Origin of the sequence: Acinetobacter sp. Colony158 (genome assembly GCF_019264745.1) — a bacterium.
GTDB lineage: Bacteria > Pseudomonadota > Gammaproteobacteria > Pseudomonadales > Moraxellaceae > Acinetobacter > Acinetobacter ursingii.
On record NZ_CP078523.1, the window covers coordinates 552,077 to 570,946 of the forward strand.

Annotated in this window: 21 protein-coding genes; 9 read left to right on the forward strand and 12 right to left on the reverse strand. The window is 40.0% G+C overall.

Features of this window, described 5'->3' with window-relative positions:
• The first annotated feature begins 56 nt into the window (after positions 1-56).
• Positions 57-1,175: a PilT/PilU family type 4a pilus ATPase gene (locus JR005_RS01905; RefSeq protein WP_004990996.1), complete on the forward strand. Its 1,119-nt coding sequence runs from the start codon at positions 57-59 to the stop codon at positions 1,173-1,175.
• Positions 1,176-1,248: 73 nt separating this feature from the next.
• Here the strand turns inward: JR005_RS01905 and fur are convergent, their stop codons facing one another.
• Positions 1,249-1,689 carry a ferric iron uptake transcriptional regulator gene (gene fur / locus JR005_RS01910; RefSeq protein WP_004990998.1) on the reverse strand — a complete coding sequence of 147 codons (441 nt, stop codon included), beginning with the start codon at positions 1,687-1,689 and terminating at the stop codon, positions 1,249-1,251.
• 111 nt (positions 1,690-1,800) lie between these two features.
• On the opposite strand from fur, the gene JR005_RS01915 reads away from it, so the two are divergent.
• A complete protein-coding gene (locus tag JR005_RS01915) occupies positions 1,801-2,199 on the forward strand; it encodes an outer membrane protein assembly factor BamE (protein ID WP_004991001.1) in 399 nt (132 codons plus the stop codon).
• A gap of 43 nt (positions 2,200-2,242) precedes the next feature.
• On the opposite strand, the gene JR005_RS01920 is transcribed toward JR005_RS01915, so the two are convergent.
• From JR005_RS01920 to JR005_RS01965, 10 genes are all read right to left on the reverse strand, one after another.
• Positions 2,243-2,563 carry an RnfH family protein gene (locus tag JR005_RS01920; protein ID WP_005002835.1) on the reverse strand — a complete coding sequence of 107 codons (321 nt, stop codon included), beginning with the start codon at positions 2,561-2,563 and terminating at the stop codon, positions 2,243-2,245.
• On the reverse strand, positions 2,560-3,645 hold the full coding sequence (locus JR005_RS01925; protein WP_151721459.1) for a hypothetical protein: 1,086 nt from the start codon (positions 3,643-3,645) through the stop codon (positions 2,560-2,562). Before JR005_RS01925 ends, JR005_RS01920 begins: the two co-directional genes overlap by 4 nt.
• Before the next feature lie 162 nt (positions 3,646-3,807).
• Complete coding sequence (locus JR005_RS01930; protein WP_004991008.1) at positions 3,808-4,257, reverse strand: bacteriohemerythrin; 450 nt, start codon at positions 4,255-4,257, stop codon at positions 3,808-3,810.
• 337 nt (positions 4,258-4,594) lie between these two features.
• On the reverse strand, positions 4,595-5,443 hold the full coding sequence (locus JR005_RS01935) for a class II glutamine amidotransferase (protein ID WP_010588903.1): 849 nt from the start codon (positions 5,441-5,443) through the stop codon (positions 4,595-4,597).
• 103 nt (positions 5,444-5,546) lie between these two features.
• Entirely contained in the window at positions 5,547-6,326 is a 780-nt protein-coding gene (locus JR005_RS01940; RefSeq protein ID WP_049175294.1) for a GNAT family N-acetyltransferase, read from the reverse strand.
• 120 nt (positions 6,327-6,446) lie between these two features.
• Positions 6,447-7,358, reverse strand: a complete 912-nt coding sequence (gene argB / locus JR005_RS01945; protein ID WP_104794961.1) for an acetylglutamate kinase — start codon at positions 7,356-7,358, stop codon at positions 6,447-6,449.
• Positions 7,359-7,368: 10 nt separating this feature from the next.
• Complete coding sequence (locus JR005_RS01950) at positions 7,369-8,793, reverse strand: phosphomannomutase/phosphoglucomutase (protein ID WP_218665497.1); 1,425 nt, start codon at positions 8,791-8,793, stop codon at positions 7,369-7,371.
• A 178-nt stretch (positions 8,794-8,971) separates the two neighbouring features.
• Positions 8,972-9,424 carry a dUTP diphosphatase gene (gene dut, locus JR005_RS01955; protein WP_005002825.1) on the reverse strand — a complete coding sequence of 151 codons (453 nt, stop codon included), beginning with the start codon at positions 9,422-9,424 and terminating at the stop codon, positions 8,972-8,974.
• Between the two features lie 24 nt (positions 9,425-9,448).
• Positions 9,449-11,488, reverse strand: a complete 2,040-nt coding sequence (locus tag JR005_RS01960; protein ID WP_004995963.1) for a UvrD-helicase domain-containing protein — start codon at positions 11,486-11,488, stop codon at positions 9,449-9,451.
• Between the two features lie 121 nt (positions 11,489-11,609).
• A complete protein-coding gene (locus tag JR005_RS01965) occupies positions 11,610-12,266 on the reverse strand; it encodes an OmpA family protein (protein ID WP_151721347.1) in 657 nt (218 codons plus the stop codon).
• A 249-nt stretch (positions 12,267-12,515) separates the two neighbouring features.
• Here JR005_RS01965 and JR005_RS01970 point away from each other — a divergent pair, with 249 nt between their 5' ends.
• The 6 genes from JR005_RS01970 to JR005_RS01995 all read left to right on the forward strand — a co-directional run bounded on the left by JR005_RS01970 (position 12,516) and on the right by JR005_RS01995 (position 16,962).
• Positions 12,516-13,442 carry an acyltransferase gene (locus tag JR005_RS01970; protein WP_005002820.1) on the forward strand — a complete coding sequence of 309 codons (927 nt, stop codon included), beginning with the start codon at positions 12,516-12,518 and terminating at the stop codon, positions 13,440-13,442.
• Positions 13,443-13,473: 31 nt separating this feature from the next.
• Positions 13,474-14,526 carry a hypothetical protein gene (locus tag JR005_RS01975; protein ID WP_005002817.1) on the forward strand — a complete coding sequence of 351 codons (1,053 nt, stop codon included), beginning with the start codon at positions 13,474-13,476 and terminating at the stop codon, positions 14,524-14,526.
• Between the two features lie 127 nt (positions 14,527-14,653).
• A complete protein-coding gene (minC, locus tag JR005_RS01980; RefSeq protein ID WP_004991019.1) occupies positions 14,654-15,376 on the forward strand; it encodes a septum site-determining protein MinC in 723 nt (240 codons plus the stop codon).
• Positions 15,377-15,442: 66 nt separating this feature from the next.
• A complete protein-coding gene (gene minD, locus JR005_RS01985) occupies positions 15,443-16,255 on the forward strand; it encodes a septum site-determining protein MinD (protein ID WP_004991021.1) in 813 nt (270 codons plus the stop codon).
• 2 nt (positions 16,256-16,257) lie between these two features.
• Positions 16,258-16,530, forward strand: a complete 273-nt coding sequence (gene minE / locus JR005_RS01990) for a cell division topological specificity factor MinE (protein WP_004991022.1) — start codon at positions 16,258-16,260, stop codon at positions 16,528-16,530.
• A gap of 144 nt (positions 16,531-16,674) precedes the next feature.
• Positions 16,675-16,962: a PA4642 family protein gene (locus JR005_RS01995; protein ID WP_004991023.1), complete on the forward strand. Its 288-nt coding sequence runs from the start codon at positions 16,675-16,677 to the stop codon at positions 16,960-16,962.
• 133 nt (positions 16,963-17,095) lie between these two features.
• Here the strand turns inward: JR005_RS01995 and rhtC are convergent, their stop codons facing one another.
• The gene (gene rhtC / locus JR005_RS02000) at positions 17,096-17,719 is read right to left on the reverse strand and encodes a threonine export protein RhtC (RefSeq protein ID WP_004991026.1); all 624 of its coding nucleotides are present in this window, start codon (positions 17,717-17,719) and stop codon (positions 17,096-17,098) included.
• A gap of 222 nt (positions 17,720-17,941) precedes the next feature.
• Between rhtC and ppk2 the strand changes: the two genes are divergently transcribed.
• On the forward strand, positions 17,942-18,870 hold a 929-nt coding region (ppk2, locus tag JR005_RS02005), incomplete at its 3' end, for a polyphosphate kinase 2 (protein WP_228731731.1).

An 18,870-nucleotide genomic window follows, 5' to 3' on the forward strand; every position in this document is an offset into this window, starting at 1 on the left:
GCTGCCAAATCGCCCGAATCCTTCCTATAAGCCACAAAAATAAAGGATGACCAGATATGGATTTTAATGACCTACTCAATCTAATGATTGAACAACAAGCATCAGACCTGTTTGTCACCGCAGGTGTGGAACCTTCGATGAAAATTAATGGTCAGATTGTCCCAGTGTCTAAGACTAAGCTGAATGCTGAGGTCGTTGGACAACTGATTCAGTCCATTATGTCTGATAAGCAACGCAAGGAATTTGACGAGAGCAGAGAGTGTAACTTTGCGATTGTAAATCGGGAAAAAACCGCACGTTTTCGTGTCAGTGCATTTCAGCAGCGTGATATGCCAGGCATGGTATTACGTCGTATCGAAACGATTATCCCTACAATGGATGAATTACGCTTACCGCCCATTCTTAAAGATCTGGCCATGACCAAACGTGGCATTATTATCTTTGTTGGGGCAACTGGTACGGGTAAATCCACTTCATTGGCATCCATGATTGGTTATCGAAATCAGAACTCCAAAGGTCATATCATCACGGTTGAAGATCCAATCGAGTTCATTCATGAACACGCTGGTTGTATTGTGACTCAACGTGAAGTCGGTATTGATACAGACTCTTTCGATGTGGCCCTGAAAAACACACTACGACAAGCCCCAGATGTGATTTTGATTGGTGAGATTCGTTCACGTGAGGTCATGGACTACGCCATTGCCTTTGCTGAAACAGGACATCTGGTCTTAGCGACATTACACGCCAACAACGCCAACCAAGCATTGGATCGTATTATTCATTTCTTTGAAAGTGATCGCCACAATCAGCTCTATATGGATCTCTCGCTCAATCTAAAAGCCATGGTGGCACAGCAATTGATCCCAACACCAGATGGCAATTCACGTCGTGCTGCGATTGAAATTCTGATCAATACACCATTACTTGCTGACTATATTCGTAAAGGTGAAATTCATGAAATCAAAGATTTAATGAAACGTTCACGTGAACTCGGCATGCAAACCTTTGATCAGGCTTTATTTGATTTATATAAAGCAGGTCAAATTACCTATAAAGATGCTTTGAAACATGCCGACTCGCCAAACGACCTACGTCTCAGCATCAAACTTTCAGAGGAAGGTGCAGAACAACTCTTAAATGCCAGCCGTAATATTACGTTCGATGGTCAGTAAAGCGATTGAGCTCACGCTGAAATAAAAAAGGAAGCGCAAGCCTCCTTTTTTAATTTGTTGTATTTATGTGATTTTATTGCTTTTTACGATAAGCTTCCTGACATTCAGGTGCATCACAATAACCATATAAATTTAAAGAATGGCCTGTTAAGGTAAAGCCATGCTTTTCAGCAACGGTATGTTGCTCATGTTCAATGATTTCATTTGTAAATTCAACGACTTTACCGCAATTTAAACATACCAGATGATCATGGTGATCTTCTTGCATAATCTCAAAAACAGAATGATTGTTTTCAAAATGATGACGCTGAATAATACCTGCGGCTTCAAATTGTGTTAATACACGGTAAACTGTAGCTAAACCGACATCTTCACCTTGCTCAAGCAAAGTCTTATAAATATCTTCTGCGCTCAAATGGTGCTGTTTTGAATTTTCTAATAATTCCAAAATCTTAATTCGTGGCAGGGTGACTTTGAGTCCAGCTTTACGTAAATCTTGATTGGAAATCGGCATAAAAAAAGGTCTCTCAACAAATTTAAAGTTGGAATAGGCAATCGTAGTTAGATGCAGTATGATCTATCCCTAAGTCAAATGCATCATAATTTATTGGGATAGTGTAGCAAAATGCAAAAACTTATGTTGGCGTTATTCGTCACTTCACTGCTTGCTGGTTGTTCAACTTTAGGTGTCTACAAAGTTGACATCCCTCAAGGAACTCCATTAACTAAAGCCCAAGCATCAAAAGTTCAAGTGGGTATGAATTTTCAACAAGTTCGCTTTTTGCTCGGTAGTCCAACCGTTACAGATCCTCTAAATCCACTACGCTGGGACTATATCTACAACTATATTCCAGGTACTTATGCTAAAAAAGCAAAAATTCCTGCTGCACATGGTCAGCATTTAAAAATTTACTTTGACGAATCAGGGATCGTCAAAAGTATCGAAGGCTTGGATACTATTCCAGAAACACAGCCTGGTTTACCAGCTTCTAAAGAAGCCATCCTAACAGCCCCACCACTATAATGATTTTTCAATAAAAAGATACCCCTCGCTTGAGGGGTTCTTTCTATGAGTCAGATTGTTTAAAACGATTACCACGCTGAAAACGTCCCACTGGATTTTTCTGAGCACGATTACGCCGAATATCTTGAGGATGAATCATCAGAGGCCGATAAATCTCCACACGGTCACCAGCTTTTAACGGCGTATCCAACGTAATTTTCACACCAAAAATGCCCAACTTTAGAGGTTCTGCAATCTCAATTTGTTGCCTAATCTGACTGAGTTCAATCGCTTGAATTGCAGTCATCCCCTGAGTAAATGGGACAGCAATTAAAAACTGCTGATTGACCGCCGCATACGCCACCCAGACCTGAGCATGGCTCATGAGAACAATGGTCCAATGATCGCCAGCATTGCCAGAATAATCGATAAAGGTAGAACAATGCGGATTGCGATCCGCCATAGATTATAAAAAAGCTCATTACTAAAGTTCATCGATTTGCGCAAATGGCTAATTTTCATAATCCAACCTGCAAAGATTGAATAAATCAAACAAATCAATAATCCCCACAGCATAAGCAAGATATTAAACTCAAACTGCATATTAGGGATCAGCCAGATCAATGTAGCGATCAGCAAGATCACCCATTGCATCAACACTGATAACTGACGCTGTTGTAGTTGCTCTCGGGCCAGTTGAAATAACAAAGCGGCTGCAATAACGCCTGCAATAGCCAGTGTTGTATCAGAAAAATTTTGTTGTGCTGAGTAAAACCCGAAAGCAATCACGGCAACAAACTGAGCGATCCAGATCGGAAAAGCAGTTTTACTCGCTTCTGATGTATTTTGAATCTGAATCAAGCTATTTTGCCAGTACAGCCCCATGCCTAAACCTGTCGCCACCAATGCCAAAACTGTGGCACTACCCCATTCTTTAAACTCAATGGGTGTCCAGTGCCAGCTAGTGGTTGGCTGCGCCAAAAATAGTGAGCTGATCAATGAAATGACGACCCCTAAGACCATCAGAATCAGTAAAATCTGGCGTGGAATAAACGACAAAGCAAATGCAATAATCGCTAAACCAACAAATAGAATCTGCGGACTAAAACCAAGTCCCACAGCCACAGATGCAGCCATTCCCAAATGGGCTAAAATTGCGCCTGCCAAAAAAGGAATAAATACAACGGCGAGCCATCCCACAATTCGCCATTTTTGTGAAGCATCCGCATCACGGGTTAAACTGGATAATGCATTCAAGGCGGTTGTTTTTGAGCGCTTCGCCAGTGCAATTTCCAGATAGCAAAGAGGAAGTGCCAAAATTACCATAGTCCCTAACCAAAGCAACCAGAAATCCAGTTGACGGTCGATCTGAATCCCCACAGCCGATGCTAATGCTGCAATCATAATAAAAGTAAAGCAAAACGCCATAAGTGGTGATAACCACCGCGCGAAAGCTGAATCCTGCATCATTCATTCCTAATATGAAGTCTGGAGATATTTTGCCTTTGTCGAGTATGAAAATCAAAGTTTGCAAATAAAAAATGCAAACCATCTATTTCTAGATGATTTGCAGCGCTGAGTCTTGTTGTTATTTTCTTTTATTGAAGTTTGCCGATTCGTGACTTTTATTTATGAAAAGAAACGTGCAAACCACCCCTTGCCTTTTTTCTGTTCTTTTTCCTTAATAATACCCATCATGTTTTCTTTCACTGCACCGACATAATCAGCATCATCGTGTTGGATATGATTAATCAACCATTTTGATAGCACTTCATAAAGTTCTTCCTCAACATCATGCCCCATTTCAAAACGTTCACGATAGTGCTCAATTTTTTTAATAAATAAATCATGCACACGTTTATGAGGAACTCGATATTTATAATTTGCCTCTTCCTGTAAACTTTCTTCAAAGGCAAAATGCGATTGAGTATAATCAATCAAGTTTAATAGCACATCTTTGACTTGAGCTCTGTCATGTGTTTTTCTGACTTCTTCTAGCTCATTAATATATTCAAGAATACGTTGATGCTGATCATCAATGACTTCAATGCCAGTATTATATTCAGAAAGCCATCTCATATCACACCTCTGCTGTCTAAAACATTTATTAGATATCAATATAATATCTGTTATTTTTTTAAATAAAAATAAAGCAAATTGGTCGGGATTATAATAAGCATCAAAAAATAGGCTTAATTGTCTGATTTGCATAAAATTTTAGCCTAAAAACAAAGCAAAAAAGTAAGATATTTTTTAACCAATTTTTAGGTTTATTATTAACAAAAAAAGAAAAATAAATAAAAAAATGCAGAATATACATAAAATTTGTCTTTATAGACAAAAATATCAAATTATTTTAAATATATGGTTACATTATTTTTTAAGATAATTATCAATCCTTAAATTTAAATGAAATCTAATATTGGTCTGCACGAGTAATTCGTTTAAGTTCAGGATTTTTTAGTTCACGCTCTAAACGTTCAACATGTGTTTGAGCATGTTTTAGTGGTTTTCCATCCTGAAATAAAATCATTTCTCCAGCTTGATAAGATGTCCACTGTTCATTTTGAGTGAGCGGCTCAGTGGTGATCACGGCAACACGATCATGGGAGGTAGTGACTTGACTGAAATCCACTTCCACATCCAGATCAATCAGCCGTGCAGCTTTAAAAGGATACTCACGAACCAGCCAATGCAACTTGGTTGTCGCATAGCTAAACAATGCCTGACCATTGGACAAGCAATAATTGAAGGTTCCAAACTCAGCAACTTTGGGTGAAATTTTTTCAAGAACAGCAAAGACTTGTAGCACACTCGGTTCGGTATAACCAAAATGTTCAACCAACTGGTCTAGCAAATAGCAAAATGCGCGCTCACTATCAGTGTTGCCAATGGGCGTAAAACGCCCTGTTAACGGTGGATCAAAATGATGTAAATCTCCATTATGTGCAAAAATCCACTGTCTGCCCCACAGTTCACGGATAAACGGATGCGAGTTTTCTAGGGTAATCTTGCCTTGTGTTGCTTTACGAATATGGGCGATGACATTACGTGATTTGATTGGATAGTTACGCACCAGTTCTGCAATGGGCGATTCAACCGCAGATTGATTATCGACAAATAAACGGCAAGCTTTATCTTCAAAAAATGCAATCCCGAAACCATCGGAATGATCAGAGGTAATCCCCGCGCGTTGCGAAAAACCTTTAAAAGAAAAGGTAATATCGGTCGGAGTGGCACAATTCATTCCAAGTAGTTGGCACATAGCATGTCAAATCAAAGCAAGAGGCTTAGCTGTATTGTGCATCAGTGGCAAAAGGCTTGCAAATCTGAATATATAGAGCCTAATACAAAATTAACGATAAATTCTATTTATGGACACGTTTACTCAAGACAAAAGACTTTGCAACCTGATTGACTTCCAAGAAAACAAAGTAATCCAGACAATTAAAAGTTTCATCGTAGAACGCTTGACGCGATAATTTAGATTGCATGTCCAGATACATTTTAAATAATTTGGGCATACGCTCATCTTGTGGAAAACTAAATTCAGGGCGCGGGATCTCAAAATGATTTTTTGAGGCAATACCGATAGTCTGCTTTGAATCTAAACGCTGAATTTGCTGATGTGTGTGATAAGCGCGCGCCAAATTATCTTGCAAATGAATACTGACACAGCCCATCAAATATTTGGCACGCATTGACCAAAGTACCTTGGGCACCAGATTCAGCCAGAGTATCGATAACGCTTTACCTGAACGAAAACGTGGATGTACACAGGTACGACCTATCTCGAGCACATTGGGTAAATGTGAAAGTTGCGGAACAATTTCAAACTCACTCGCGCTATAACTTTGTGATATTTCATGACCCTGAAAAAGTTTAAGGCGGGTATATGCCACGATCTCGCCTGTCCATTTTTCTCTTAATACAGCATGTTCGCAGCCAAAATCATAAATATCTTGATCCAGTCCATCTTCAAAGCTTACACCAAATTGTTGACTAAATTGAACTGCACGAAATCGTTGTACTTCTTGTAATTCTTTGAGGTTATCCACCCAGTCAAAGCGAAACTGAGTTTGGTTGGTTTTTTGACGAGTTAAAGGCAGACTAAAATTTTGGCGATAGTGATTGAGTTTTTCTAGCATAATGTCACCCTGTTTTTATCATTATGCTTACACTAGGATAAGATCATGACAGGAAAATGACGTTTTATACCCAATAAAAAAGTCATCCGAAGATGACTTTATAAAACACAATACAAAAATTTAATACGTAACTTTATGTGCAAGTCGGTTGGTAATCAATGTCCCGACACCATGATCTGTAAAGATTTCCAGTAACGTTGCATGCGGTACACGACCATCGACAATATGCGCACTCACCACGCCGCCTTTCACCGCATCAAGGGCACAGCCGACCTTAGGAATCATACCGCCATAAATCACACCGGTTTCGATTAAACGATCGACTTCCTGTGTGCTTAAGCCAGTCAGCAGATTTTTATTTTCATCCAGTACACCCGTGATGTTGGTGAGCAAAATCAGTTTTTCAGCGCCTAAGGCTTCAGCGACTTTACCTGCGACCAAATCTGCATTGATATTGTAAGTATTTCCCTCTTCATCGACACCTAAAGGTGCGATCACAGGAATGAAATCACTTTGGGTAAACATTTCCAACACATCGGTTTTTACCCCAACCACTTCACCGACCATGCCCAGATCAATATGCTGCACCTGACCTTGCTCATCTTGTTTTTCCATGAGCAATTTACGTGCACGCAACAAGTTGCCATCCTTACCTGTTAAACCAATGGCACGGCCACCGTGTTTATTGATCAGGTTGACAATGGATTTGTTGACACTCCCACCAAGCACCATTTCCACAACTTCCATGGTCGCTTCATCGGTAACACGCATTCCATCAATACGGTCAGACTCCTGCCCCAAACGTTTGAGGAGCGAATCAACTTGTGGACCACCACCATGTACTACGATTGGATTTAAACCCACAGTTTTTAATAACACAATATCGCGTGCAAATGAGCTTTCCAGTTCAGGATCGGTCATTGCATTGCCACCATATTTCACAACTAGCGTTTTACCCGAAAAACGTTGAATGTACGGCAAAGCTTCGGTCAATATTTTCGCTTTGTCGATGCCAGTATGCTGATGTGGCATTCGCCTCTCCTTAATGGATGTTTGAAATATCTTGCGCTATTTTAGGATATTTATCCTGCAACATGCGAACAAACTGATGTCGAATCTGTGCCAATTGCAATGGACTGCCCGCATCAAACCTGACAGTAAAGTATTCGCCCGTGTTGGATGCTCGAATAATGCCAAAACCATCGTCAAAATCAAGTCGTATCCCATCTATTTTGCTGAGTTGTGCTTTAGATTGATAACTACAACTTTCAATATCCTGCAACACAATTTTGGGTTCCGAACGATGAGTGCTAATGTAAGTATCTTCCGTACAATAACGCTCTGGGAAAGCAGACACCAGCTGAGACAGTGTTTGCTTAGGGAACTGACTTAAATATTCCAGTACCCGCAGTGCAGCATATACACCATCATCATAACCAAAACCACGACCATCGTTGAATACATAATGCCCTGCGTACTCTCCACCAAAAACCGCTTTTCCCTGAGATTGGGATAAATAACGTCGCAGAAAACTACTGCCTGTGCGGATCATGGTTGCAATGCCGCCTAAGTCATTAATAGTTTGCGTCACCATACTGGAGCATTTAACATCAAAAACAATTTCAGCTTGCGGATGTTGCTCCAAACACATTTGTGCGAATAGAGAAATCAAACGATCGGCAGTAATAATATGTGCCTGTTCATCCATGATGACTAAGCGATCACCATCCCCATCTAGCGCAATCCCAATATCCGCTTGATGATTAAGCACTGCGTGTTGTAATTTTTCCAAATGAATCGCCTGAGAAGGATCAGGTGCATGATCTGGAAATTCACCATTGGCTTCACAACGCAAAGCAATGACATCACAACCCAATCTATTCAGCACCATTTCAGCACAGCGTCCTGCTGAACCATGCAAACCATCTAAAACCACCTTGAAAGGTCGTTTTAGATGAATATCTTCAAGTAAACCCTGCTGATACATTAAACAGTATTCGGTTTTGATTTGATGGCTTAATCCTCGAATACGAGGAACATCTAATGCTTGAATATGATGATGGGCGGCTGCATTGCCAACCGCTTCAATCTGTGCAGGTGTTGGAGGTTCACCGTTTAAAATCCATTTAATTCCATTGTCCGACTTTGGATTATGGCTTGCCGTCACCATCACCCCATTGCCATGGGTCTGACGCGCCATGAAATACATCATAGGGCTAGAGCAGCAGCCTAAATCTATAACGTCTAAACCCTGCTTTTCAAAAATGGTTGCTAATATTGCAGCATATTGTGGACTACTCAGCCGTGCATCATAAGCAATCACGACTTTGCTTTGACCTACCAAGCTGTACTGCTCTGCCAAAGCATAAGCAATGGCAGCCACCACTTGCGGTGTAAACACCGTTAGCTTGCCACGAATATCGTAAGCACGAAAAATATGTAAGGGAAAATTAAACATCGCATCCATAGGCATCTTCTTTTAATTCAAGGCCTACTTATTAAAAGTAAAAATAGTATTGCTTATGCTAAAGGAAGTAGGCAGCATTCTTGTCAGTCATTCAGACAGATTAAGTGTGATGTTTTAATCTAATTTTTTGAAACATTCAATACAAAAAAAGAAACGCCTGTTTAAACAGGCGCTTGAATTATTGCTTACCGGTATGACCAAAACCGCCCGTACCACGATCGGTAGCAACAAACTCATCTACTTGTTCAAATTCTGCCTGAACCACAGGCACTAAAACATATTGCGCCAAACGTTCACCCGGCTCTAAAGTAAAGCTCTGCTGACCGCGATTCCATACTGAAACCATCAGTTCGCCTTGATAATCTGAGTCAATTAATCCCACCAGATTCCCCAAGACAATACCATGCTTATGACCCAAGCCTGAACGTGGCAAAATAAGACCTGCAAAAGCGCTATCGTGAATATAAATCGCCATGCCTGTTTTAACTAAAACAGTTTGACCTGGTTCAATTTGAATCGCTTCATCAACACAGGCACGTAAGTCCAGACCTGCTGAACCTGTGGTTGCATACGAAGGAAGCGGCCATTCATTGCCCAGACGCTGGTCTAAAATTTTTACTTGGACTTTCATTATATTTCCTAATCGTTCAATCAATTATTTCTTTAATAAGGCTTTTAAATTCGCTAGATATTGCTGTGCCTGCTCTTTCGGATCCACATTACCCGCCAATTTCTTTTTGCGTCCTAACCACTCTAGTTCGTCTTGTGGCAATTCATCCAGAAAACGGCTTGGTGTCATCTGTTTCATTTGTCCGCCATTTTTACGCTGTTCTGCCAAGGTCAAGGTTAAGCCCTGACGTGCGCGAGTAATGCCCACATACATCAAACGGCGTTCTTCTTCGATAGTTTCAGCGGCAATCGAGTTTTTGTGCGGCAATAATTCTTCTTCAAGTCCCATAATATAAACAAATGGAAATTCAAGACCTTTTGCTGCATGTAAGGTTAGAAGATTGACTTTATCGGTGTCTTCTTCTTCTTGCTGCTGCTCCAGCATATCCAGTAGAACCAGTTTACGAATCACGCTTTCAATATTTTTTTCATCGACATCTTCAGTGCGATTCAGTAAGCCTTGAATACTGCTAAATAAGTTTTCAATATTATCGAGCTTGGTTTTTTCCTGCGCAGGGGTAGCCGCAGTTTCACGGATATAATCAATATAACCCGCTTCATTCATCATCTGGCGAACCTTTGGCACGGGTTCATCGTCATCCATCAGTTCACGTGTAAAATTGCTGATAAAATCGGAAAATTCATGTAATTGTGTTGCAGCTTTTTTCGGAATGACCATAGTGAGGCGCTGATCGGATGCCGCACCCAACAAAGACAAATGATTTTCCTGTGAAAAAAGACCCAACTTTTCTAGTGTGACAGGCCCAATAGCACGTTTTGGAGTATTAATAATGCGTAAAAATGCGCTGTCATCTTCTGGGTTAATAATCAGACGCAAATAGCTCATCACATCCTTAATTTCTGCCCGTGCGAAGAATGACTGTCCACCCGAGAGCTTATACGGAATCTGCATTTGACGCAGTTGCGTTTCTAATACCCTTGCTTGAAAATTACCGCGATACAACACCGCATAATCTTTCCAGTTTTTGCCATTCATCAGCTTATGGGTCATTAAATCTTTGACCACACGCTCAGCTTCATCATCATCATTACGGCAAGTAATAATCCGAATCACTTCGCCATGCCCTTTATCGCTCCACAATTTTTTATCAAAAATATGCGGATTGTTTTCAATCACAGCGTTGGCTGCTTTTAAAATTCGACTAGTTGAACGATAATTTTGTTCAAGCTTAATGACTTTTAGATTGGGAAAATCTTCTTTGAGCAATGCCATATTTTCAGGTTTTGCGCCACGCCATGCGTAAATGGATTGGTCATCGTCACCCACCGCAGTGAACTGTCCCATGACCCCAACCAGTAATTTCACCAAAATATACTGGGCGGTGTTAGTGTCCTGATATTCATCGACCAAAAGATAACGGGTACGGTTTTGCCATTTATCACGGACTTCAGCATTTTCCTGCAAAAGACGTGTGGGTAATACAATCAGATCATCAAAATCAACCGCGTTATAAGCCCGTAAATTACGCTCATAAAGCTGATACAGATGAGCAAACTGGACATCTTCTACCGTTTCACAAGTCGAATGAGCTTGTTCAGGAACAATCAGATCATTTTTCCAGTCTGAGATTTTTTTCATCGCTTTGGCAATCAGTTCTTTGCTTTCAGCTCCAGAAAGATTGTCACGCTGCATTAAATCCATCAGGATGCGTTTACAGTCATCAGCATCCAAAATCGAAAAATTATTTTTAAGTGGCGTATGTTTCAGTTCCAGACGCAATAAATTCAAACCAAAGGTATGAAAGGTTGAAACTGAAAGACCTTTTCCTTCCTCACGAGAAAGCAACTTCCCGACGCGTTCTTTCATTTCACGCGCAGCTTTATTGGTAAAGGTCATTGCAGTAATGCGATGTGCAGGAATACGACAATTTTTCACCAGATAAGCAATTTTCTGGGTAATCACCGAGGTTTTACCTGAACCAGCCCCTGCAAGCACTAACAAGGGTCCTTGAGTATATTTCATGGCTTCAAGTTGCTTGTCATTGAGATGACTTGCTGCTGACATAGGTTTTCCTCTTAAGAATCCGAGCATGATTATAGACATCTAATCAGCAGATGCCTAATCGATTCACATGGATTTTACTCATAAAAAAACCACCCGAAGGTGGTTTTTAGAAACTAAGCGACTAAGATTGACGCTCATAGATGCTAATTTCAACACGACGGTTTTGTTCACGACCATCCGCAGTCGCATTTGATGCAATCGGATTCGCTGAACCGTAACCTTGTGCATTAATACGAGCAGATGAAACACCTTGACCACTTAAATAGTTCGCAACTGATTGAGCACGAGCCTGAGACAATGGAATATTGATCGAATCGTTACCTGTGCTATCTGTATAACCTGTCACGAGGATCGCACTCTTGTTATCTTCTGCAAGTATTTGTGCTACTTTGTTCAAAGTCGAATAGAAATTTGGTTTGATGTTTGATTTGTTAGTATCAAAAGTAATGTTACCAGGCATGACCAATCCAACCGAACCATCTGGATTACGATTGACTTCGACACCAGTACCCGCCATTTGTTGACGTAATTTTTTCTCTTTTTGGTCAAGATACAAACCACTTGCACCACCTAACACGGCACCAATCGCGGCTGCACGGTTATTTTGACGGCTAGAGTTCGCATTTGATTTAGAAATACCGTAGCCCGCTCCTGCACCAATCAATGTACCTAAAGCAGCTTTGTCATATTCAACGCCACCCAGATTTTGTCCTGTTGATTGGCAACCAGAAAGTGCCACTGCTGCCCCAACCACTGTCGTAATTAATAGTGCACGCATTGCATGCCTCCTCGTTTGTGTCTTTGTTGTCTGTAAAAATAATGATAGAAAAAAGCCACTTAGACCATTGATTTTTTGTTAACAATACGCTGTTTTTTTACATTTTGTAATACTTTAAGTATCTTTCGTTTAAATCTTCACTACATTTATCCATTGTTGCACTGTTTAACTTTTTAAATCGGTGTACAACGTCTATATTGTGCTCAGATTTTTACAAGTTGGACGTGATTCATCATCAGGATTTAGATTATGTCAAAACAACCCCAAAAACAGTCGATGCTTAAAAAAATTACCCGAGGCATGACCGTGGGCAGTGTCATTACAGGCAGTACTTTTTTGCATGGCCCTCCAGTATTGGCACTGGGTTTAACCAAATTATTCAAACAATCTCGCAAAGTCGATGAAACCACCATCCAGATTACCAATAACTGGCTGGGAATCAATAATTGGTTGATCGATCAGGTATTGCCACATTTACAATGGGATATCACGATTGATCCACAGCTTGAAGTGAGTATGCAGGGTCGTTATCTCATGATGTGTAACCATCAAAGTTGGGTGGATACTACAGTCAATCAATACTTTGGCGTTAGTCGTATGCCTCTGACCCGATTTTTCACCAAATGGGAACTGATTTTTATTCCTTTTGTCGGTCAAGCCTTTAAGATTTTAGGCTTTCCGATGATGAAGCGTCATAGCAAAGAGCAAATTGCCAAAAATCCAGAACTCAAAACTCGCGATATGCTAGAGGCTCGTAAAGCGTGTGAGCAACTTTTGTCTCAACCCTTTACCTTACTGAATTATTTGGAAGGCACTCGCTTTACACAAGCCAAACATGATCAGCAAAACTCACCTTATCAAAATTTGCTGAAACCCAAAGCTGGCGGCTTGGCTCTTGCCTTAAATATTTTGGGCGATCAAATTGATGCATTAGTCGACATGACTATTGTTTATCCAGATGGACCACCCGAATATAGTGATTTCTGGCTTGGCGATGTATCTCGTATTGCGGTGAATTTGCGTAAAATCGAGATTCCAGATTGGGTGTTGGGGGGGAATTATGAGGAAGATGAAGATTATCGCAAACGCTTTCAGGATTGGGTTGATCAGCTTTGGACTGAAAAAGATCAGTTGATTGATCAAATGAAAGCCCAATACGCTAATCAGGCATCTTAATCATTTAAAATCATTAAAATTCACAGGCATTATGCAGAACAGTTCCAGAGAAAAATCTAAATATCATCATGTCGATCCGACCAGTTTATCGTTCAAGGTATTTCTGGTGTATGACATCTTTATGGTGTTTATTATTATTTTTAATTTGTTCTGCCTATGTGCCAATTTCTTTTTAATGAGCAGTATTGGCACTTGGTTTTTCGATCATATCCATCTACCGCAAGTGCTTGAGTTTTATCGGACACATTTGCATCCATGGGTGATTACCACAGAAGCATGGTTTATTGGGTTTTTAATTATTGAATTACTCATCCGTTGGGCAATTGCAATTATCAATAAACATCATTCTCGCTGGTTCTTTTTTCCATTTATTCATTGGTACGAAATTTTAGCCATTATTCCACATTTACGTTTTTTAAGATTATTTCGTGCAGGGATTATTGCCTATCGGCTGCATGAACTGGGCTATAAGATCATTCCTGAGAGCTGGTCCAATCAAGGGCTGTTTTATTATCACGTGGTCATGGAAGAACTTTCTGATCGTGTGGTTTTAACGGTGATTCATGGTATTAAACGTGAACTTGAAACCAGTTCTACGCATAAACGGATTATTCATGAATTGGTGGATCATCATCGTCAACTATTTGCAGTCACGATCGCTGAATTATTGCAAGAAAGTCTGGCCACAGAACTTCGGGCACAGCAGGATCAAATTTCCAAAGGAGTTGGGCAAATTGTCAATCAAGCCATTGAGGATACGCCAGAATTAACTCAGTTATTACGTTTGATTCCAATTGTTGGCGGTCGCATTGAACAGCAGATTCAAAGTATCGGGCAACGTTTGGGTGAAAATATCACCTCAGGCTTGATTCAACCCTTTGCAACTGGTTCAGAACGTGCAATCAATCCCAACTATGAGCTAATTGCACAACGCATGAGCGAAATCAATATTGATAACAAACACTTGGAAGAATTGGTCGAATCTGTGGTATTTGAAAGTCTGGAAGCCATTCGCCAGCAAGTCAAAGTCAAACAATGGCAGCAAATTTTAAACGATCATGATCGTGTTGAAGAATCGAGTTAAAGATTAGTCACTTCAACAATTTTTTTTGACCAATAGCTAGAGAAATCATTAAATTTGATCTAGGATTTGGACTATTTACAACATTACCTCGGCGTAACAGCTCGTCAGAGGTTCTTAAGGAATAATTATGGCTGATATACGGATTACAGGCAGAATGGTCAACTTTACCCGGTTGACCTTAGATACAAATGATCATGATGCCATCCGCCAGCAATTAGCAAATACACTGAGTGAAGGTGCTTATCAAGGCACTTTGGTGATTATTGACAGTACGGTTGAACAGGAACTCATTGCGTTAATTCAGCTTTTGATCAGTCTGGGCTTACAACCTATGGCTGTGATTGATGGGATTTTGGGTGATGAAGCGCGCGCCATTCAATTTCCAGTGCTTCCTGCTGATCAGCCTTTACAACGAATTAAACCCTCACGTGAAGAAGTGGTATTGGTTGAAGAAGTTAAAGCCGATACATTAAACTCCGAAACAAAAACAACACCAACAAAAACAGCGATTGCGCACAAGACCTCTTACCATGATGAAATTTTGCGAACAGGACAAAGTCTGGTACAGGATCATGGTGACATTATTTTAAATGCCAGTATGAATAGCGGCTCCGAAGTCATTGCATCGGGAAATATTCATATTTATGGCAATGTTCGTGGTAGAGTCATCGCAGGTGCAGGTGGAAATTCCGCAGCACGTATTTTTTGTCATTCATTAGAAGCTGAATTGGTCTCTATTGCAGGAACTTACTGTGTAGCGGATGATATTCCCAAAGATGTGCTCAAAAAAGCGGTACATATTTATTTAAATGACAAGCAAGAACTTGTATTTCAGGCTCTGGAATTTTAAGGTATAAATTAAACACCAATAAAAGCCCTTTTCTAAAGGGCTATGACCATAACAGGAGTGGATTCGGTGGCCAAAATTGTTGTCGTAACATCAGGCAAAGGTGGTGTAGGTAAAACTACAACGAGTGCATCTTTTGCAACAGGTTTAGCCCAACGTGGTCATAAAACTGTTGTGATTGATTTTGACGTGGGCTTACGTAACCTCGATTTGATCATGGGATGTGAACGTCGCGTGGTATATGACTTTGTCAATGTCATTAACAATGAAGCCCGTTTACAACAGGCCCTTATTCGCGATAAAGATATTGAAAATTTGTATATTCTGCCTGCTTCACAAACACGTGATAAAGACGCTTTAAGTGACGAAGGTGTTGCGCGTGTTATTGATGAATTATCACAGGAATTTGATTACATTATTTGTGACTCACCTGCTGGAATTGAACGCGGCGCGATTTTAGCGATGTATCATGCAGATGAGGCTATTATTGTCACCAATCCTGAGATTTCATCTGTTCGTGATTCAGATCGTATTATTGGAATGCTCGATAGTAAAACCAAGAAAGTAGAACAAAACGAAGGACGGATACGTAAACACTTATGTATTACCCGTTTTAATCCAGAACGTGCCGATCGTCAGGAAATGTTGACGATTGACGATATATCCAAAGACATTTTACGAATTCCAACTTTAGGCGTAATTCCAGAATGTCCAATCGTTTTACAGGCATCCAATGAAGGTAAGCCTGTGATTTTGTATAGCGACTCTAAATCAGGTCAGGCTTACGATGATCTGGTGGCACGTTTTCTAGGAGAAGAACGTCCATATCGTTACATTACAGTACAGCCGAAGAGCTGGTTGGCGCGGTTATTTGGAGCATAACTATGGCGGGATTTTGGAGTAAAATTTTTAGCGGTGAGGACAAACCATCAAGTGCACAAACAGCCAAAGATCGTTTAAAAGTCATTGTCGCTTCCGAGCAGGGTTTAGGTCGTCGTTTGAGTCAAGATAAAATTGACCAGATGAAAAAGGAAATCATGCAAGTTGTAAATCGTTATGTACGCGGTGTCGATGAAGGCCATATTCAGATGCAGGTACGTTCTGAGGCCAATATTGAAATGCTGGAAATGAATATCAACTTACCCGAAGAGCGATAAGCGGTTTTATTGATATTTAAATTATAAAATTCTTATTAGCGCTTTTCGGCAAATAAGGGCAAAATGTGAGGCTCGCAAGGCGCGAAGCTATGCTTCGAGTCAAAACATTTTGCCCTTAATTATTTTAAGACTGAGGAACGTGTAATGGCATTATCACAGCCAGCAACTTTCAATGAAGAATGGTCAGACGAGCGTGTTTTTGCCTATCTTAATCAACTTCCACCCGAAGGTGTAAACGCTGACTTTCACGTGTTATACCATGCCTTCAAACACATGCGTCCAAACGATTATGAACGTTTATTGACTCAATTTGTTGCAGGTGGTCGTGATGTCAATGCCACTAATCCTCAAGGCCAACGTATTCATGATGTGATTGCTGAATTTCCGCGTCAGCGTGAACCATTCTTAGAAGTTTTGGCAAAATTTGCCTAATTCAAATTAATAATAGATTTCTTTCATTGCAGTTTAGATGCTCTTTTTTTCCAAAAAAGAAGTAGTAAAAAGGACTAATGAAATAAATCTAATAAAAAACCTGCTGATGCAGGTTTTTTTATTTATCCTTATTTTAGCGATGGCTAATCAAATAAATGCCAAACGCCGTAAAGATACCACCAGAAACACCATCGATCCATTTTGCAACATTTTGATAAGCAGATTTAAAACTTGGTAAAGAAAATACAAATACCACAAATAAAAACCAGACCAGAGTTTCTACCGCAATAATAATAAACAGCAATGAATGCACATGATCTAATGCAGGATTTGCCAAGAACAAAGAAAATACACTACCAAAATAAATCACGGCTTTAGGATTGGATAAATTGGTCAACAAGCCTTTTAGGAAAAACTTGGTCTCAGTTTTAGGTAAATCAATTGGCGTATTAGTATTTTGAACTTTCTGTTTGGAAAAAGCAGAACGTAGCATTTGAAAGCCGAGCCAACACAAATAAATCCCACCAATCACCAGTAGAATCTGCTTTAACCATGCCATTTTTTCAAAAATGATATTTAAGCCCATCAAGGCTAAGATTGCCCAAAACATGACCCCGACTGTAATTCCTAGAACGACAAATACGGCCTCACGACGCGAACGGCTAATTGCCGTTTGAGAAACTAGAAAAAAATCTGGACCTGGGGTAATCAGAGCGCAAAACTGAATGAACATCAGTGTGATCAAGGCAATAAACATTCATCCCCCAAATAAAGCGCATCTAGAGTTTAAATTTAACATTTTTTTGCATAATTCCCCAGCCATTTTTATGTCTGAACAGCTAATAAAAGTTTATTATTTTTTGATTGACTCAATGATATTGTTAAATTAGATAAATTAATGATGTCTGATAAAAAGTCAGATCATTGATTTTAGCGTTAATATTTTTTTGTTTCAGTTCATTGTTATAGCGAGAAAAAAATGGATAAAGATCACCAACCTAATCCTAATGAAGACATTGAAGTGATTGATCAAGAGCAACTCAAGAACTTGCCTGTCTTTAAAAAATCGGTGCTTGAATATAAAGGATTGGTGACAGCAGAAGAATCTAGCTCCGCCGCTTTACCGGAAAGTTATCCTTATCGTACACGTATGTCACGCAAGACGTATGAAGCCGAAAAGAAACTCCTTCAAATTGAATTACTCAAAGTTCAATCTTGGGTGAAGGATACGGGACAACGTATTGTGTGTTTATTTGAAGGGCGTGATGCAGCAGGTAAAGGCGGCACGATTAAACGTTTTATGGAGCATTTAAATCCACGTGGCGCGCGTGTAGTCGCTCTTGAAAAACCAAACCCTCAGGAAAGTGGTCAATGGTATTTCCAGCGCTATATTGAGCGTTTACCCACTAAAGGTGAAATGGTATTTTTTGATCGGTCATGGTACAACCGTGCAGGTGTGGAACGGGTCATGGGCTTTTGTGAGCCACAAGAATATTTGCAGTTTATGCGCCAGACACCTGAGCTTGAACGCATGCTGGTCAATAGCGGCATTCATTTATTTAAATTTTGGTTTTCGGTCAGTCGTGAAGAACAATTACGTCGCTTTATCTCGCGCCGTGATGATCCTTTAAAGCATTGGAAGCTCTCACCGATTGATATTCAGTCTCTTGATCGCTGGGATGATTATACTGAAGCCAAGAATCAAATGTTTTTCCACACACATACAGGCGACGCGCCGTGGACGATTATTAAATCTGATGATAAAAAACGTGCACGTTTAAATTGTATTCGCCATTTCTTATCTCAATTAGATTATCCAAATAAGGATCTTAAAGTGACGAATCGTGTGGATGACAAAATTGTTCTGATTCCCAATCCACAATTTAAACAAGTGATGGATACGGATTT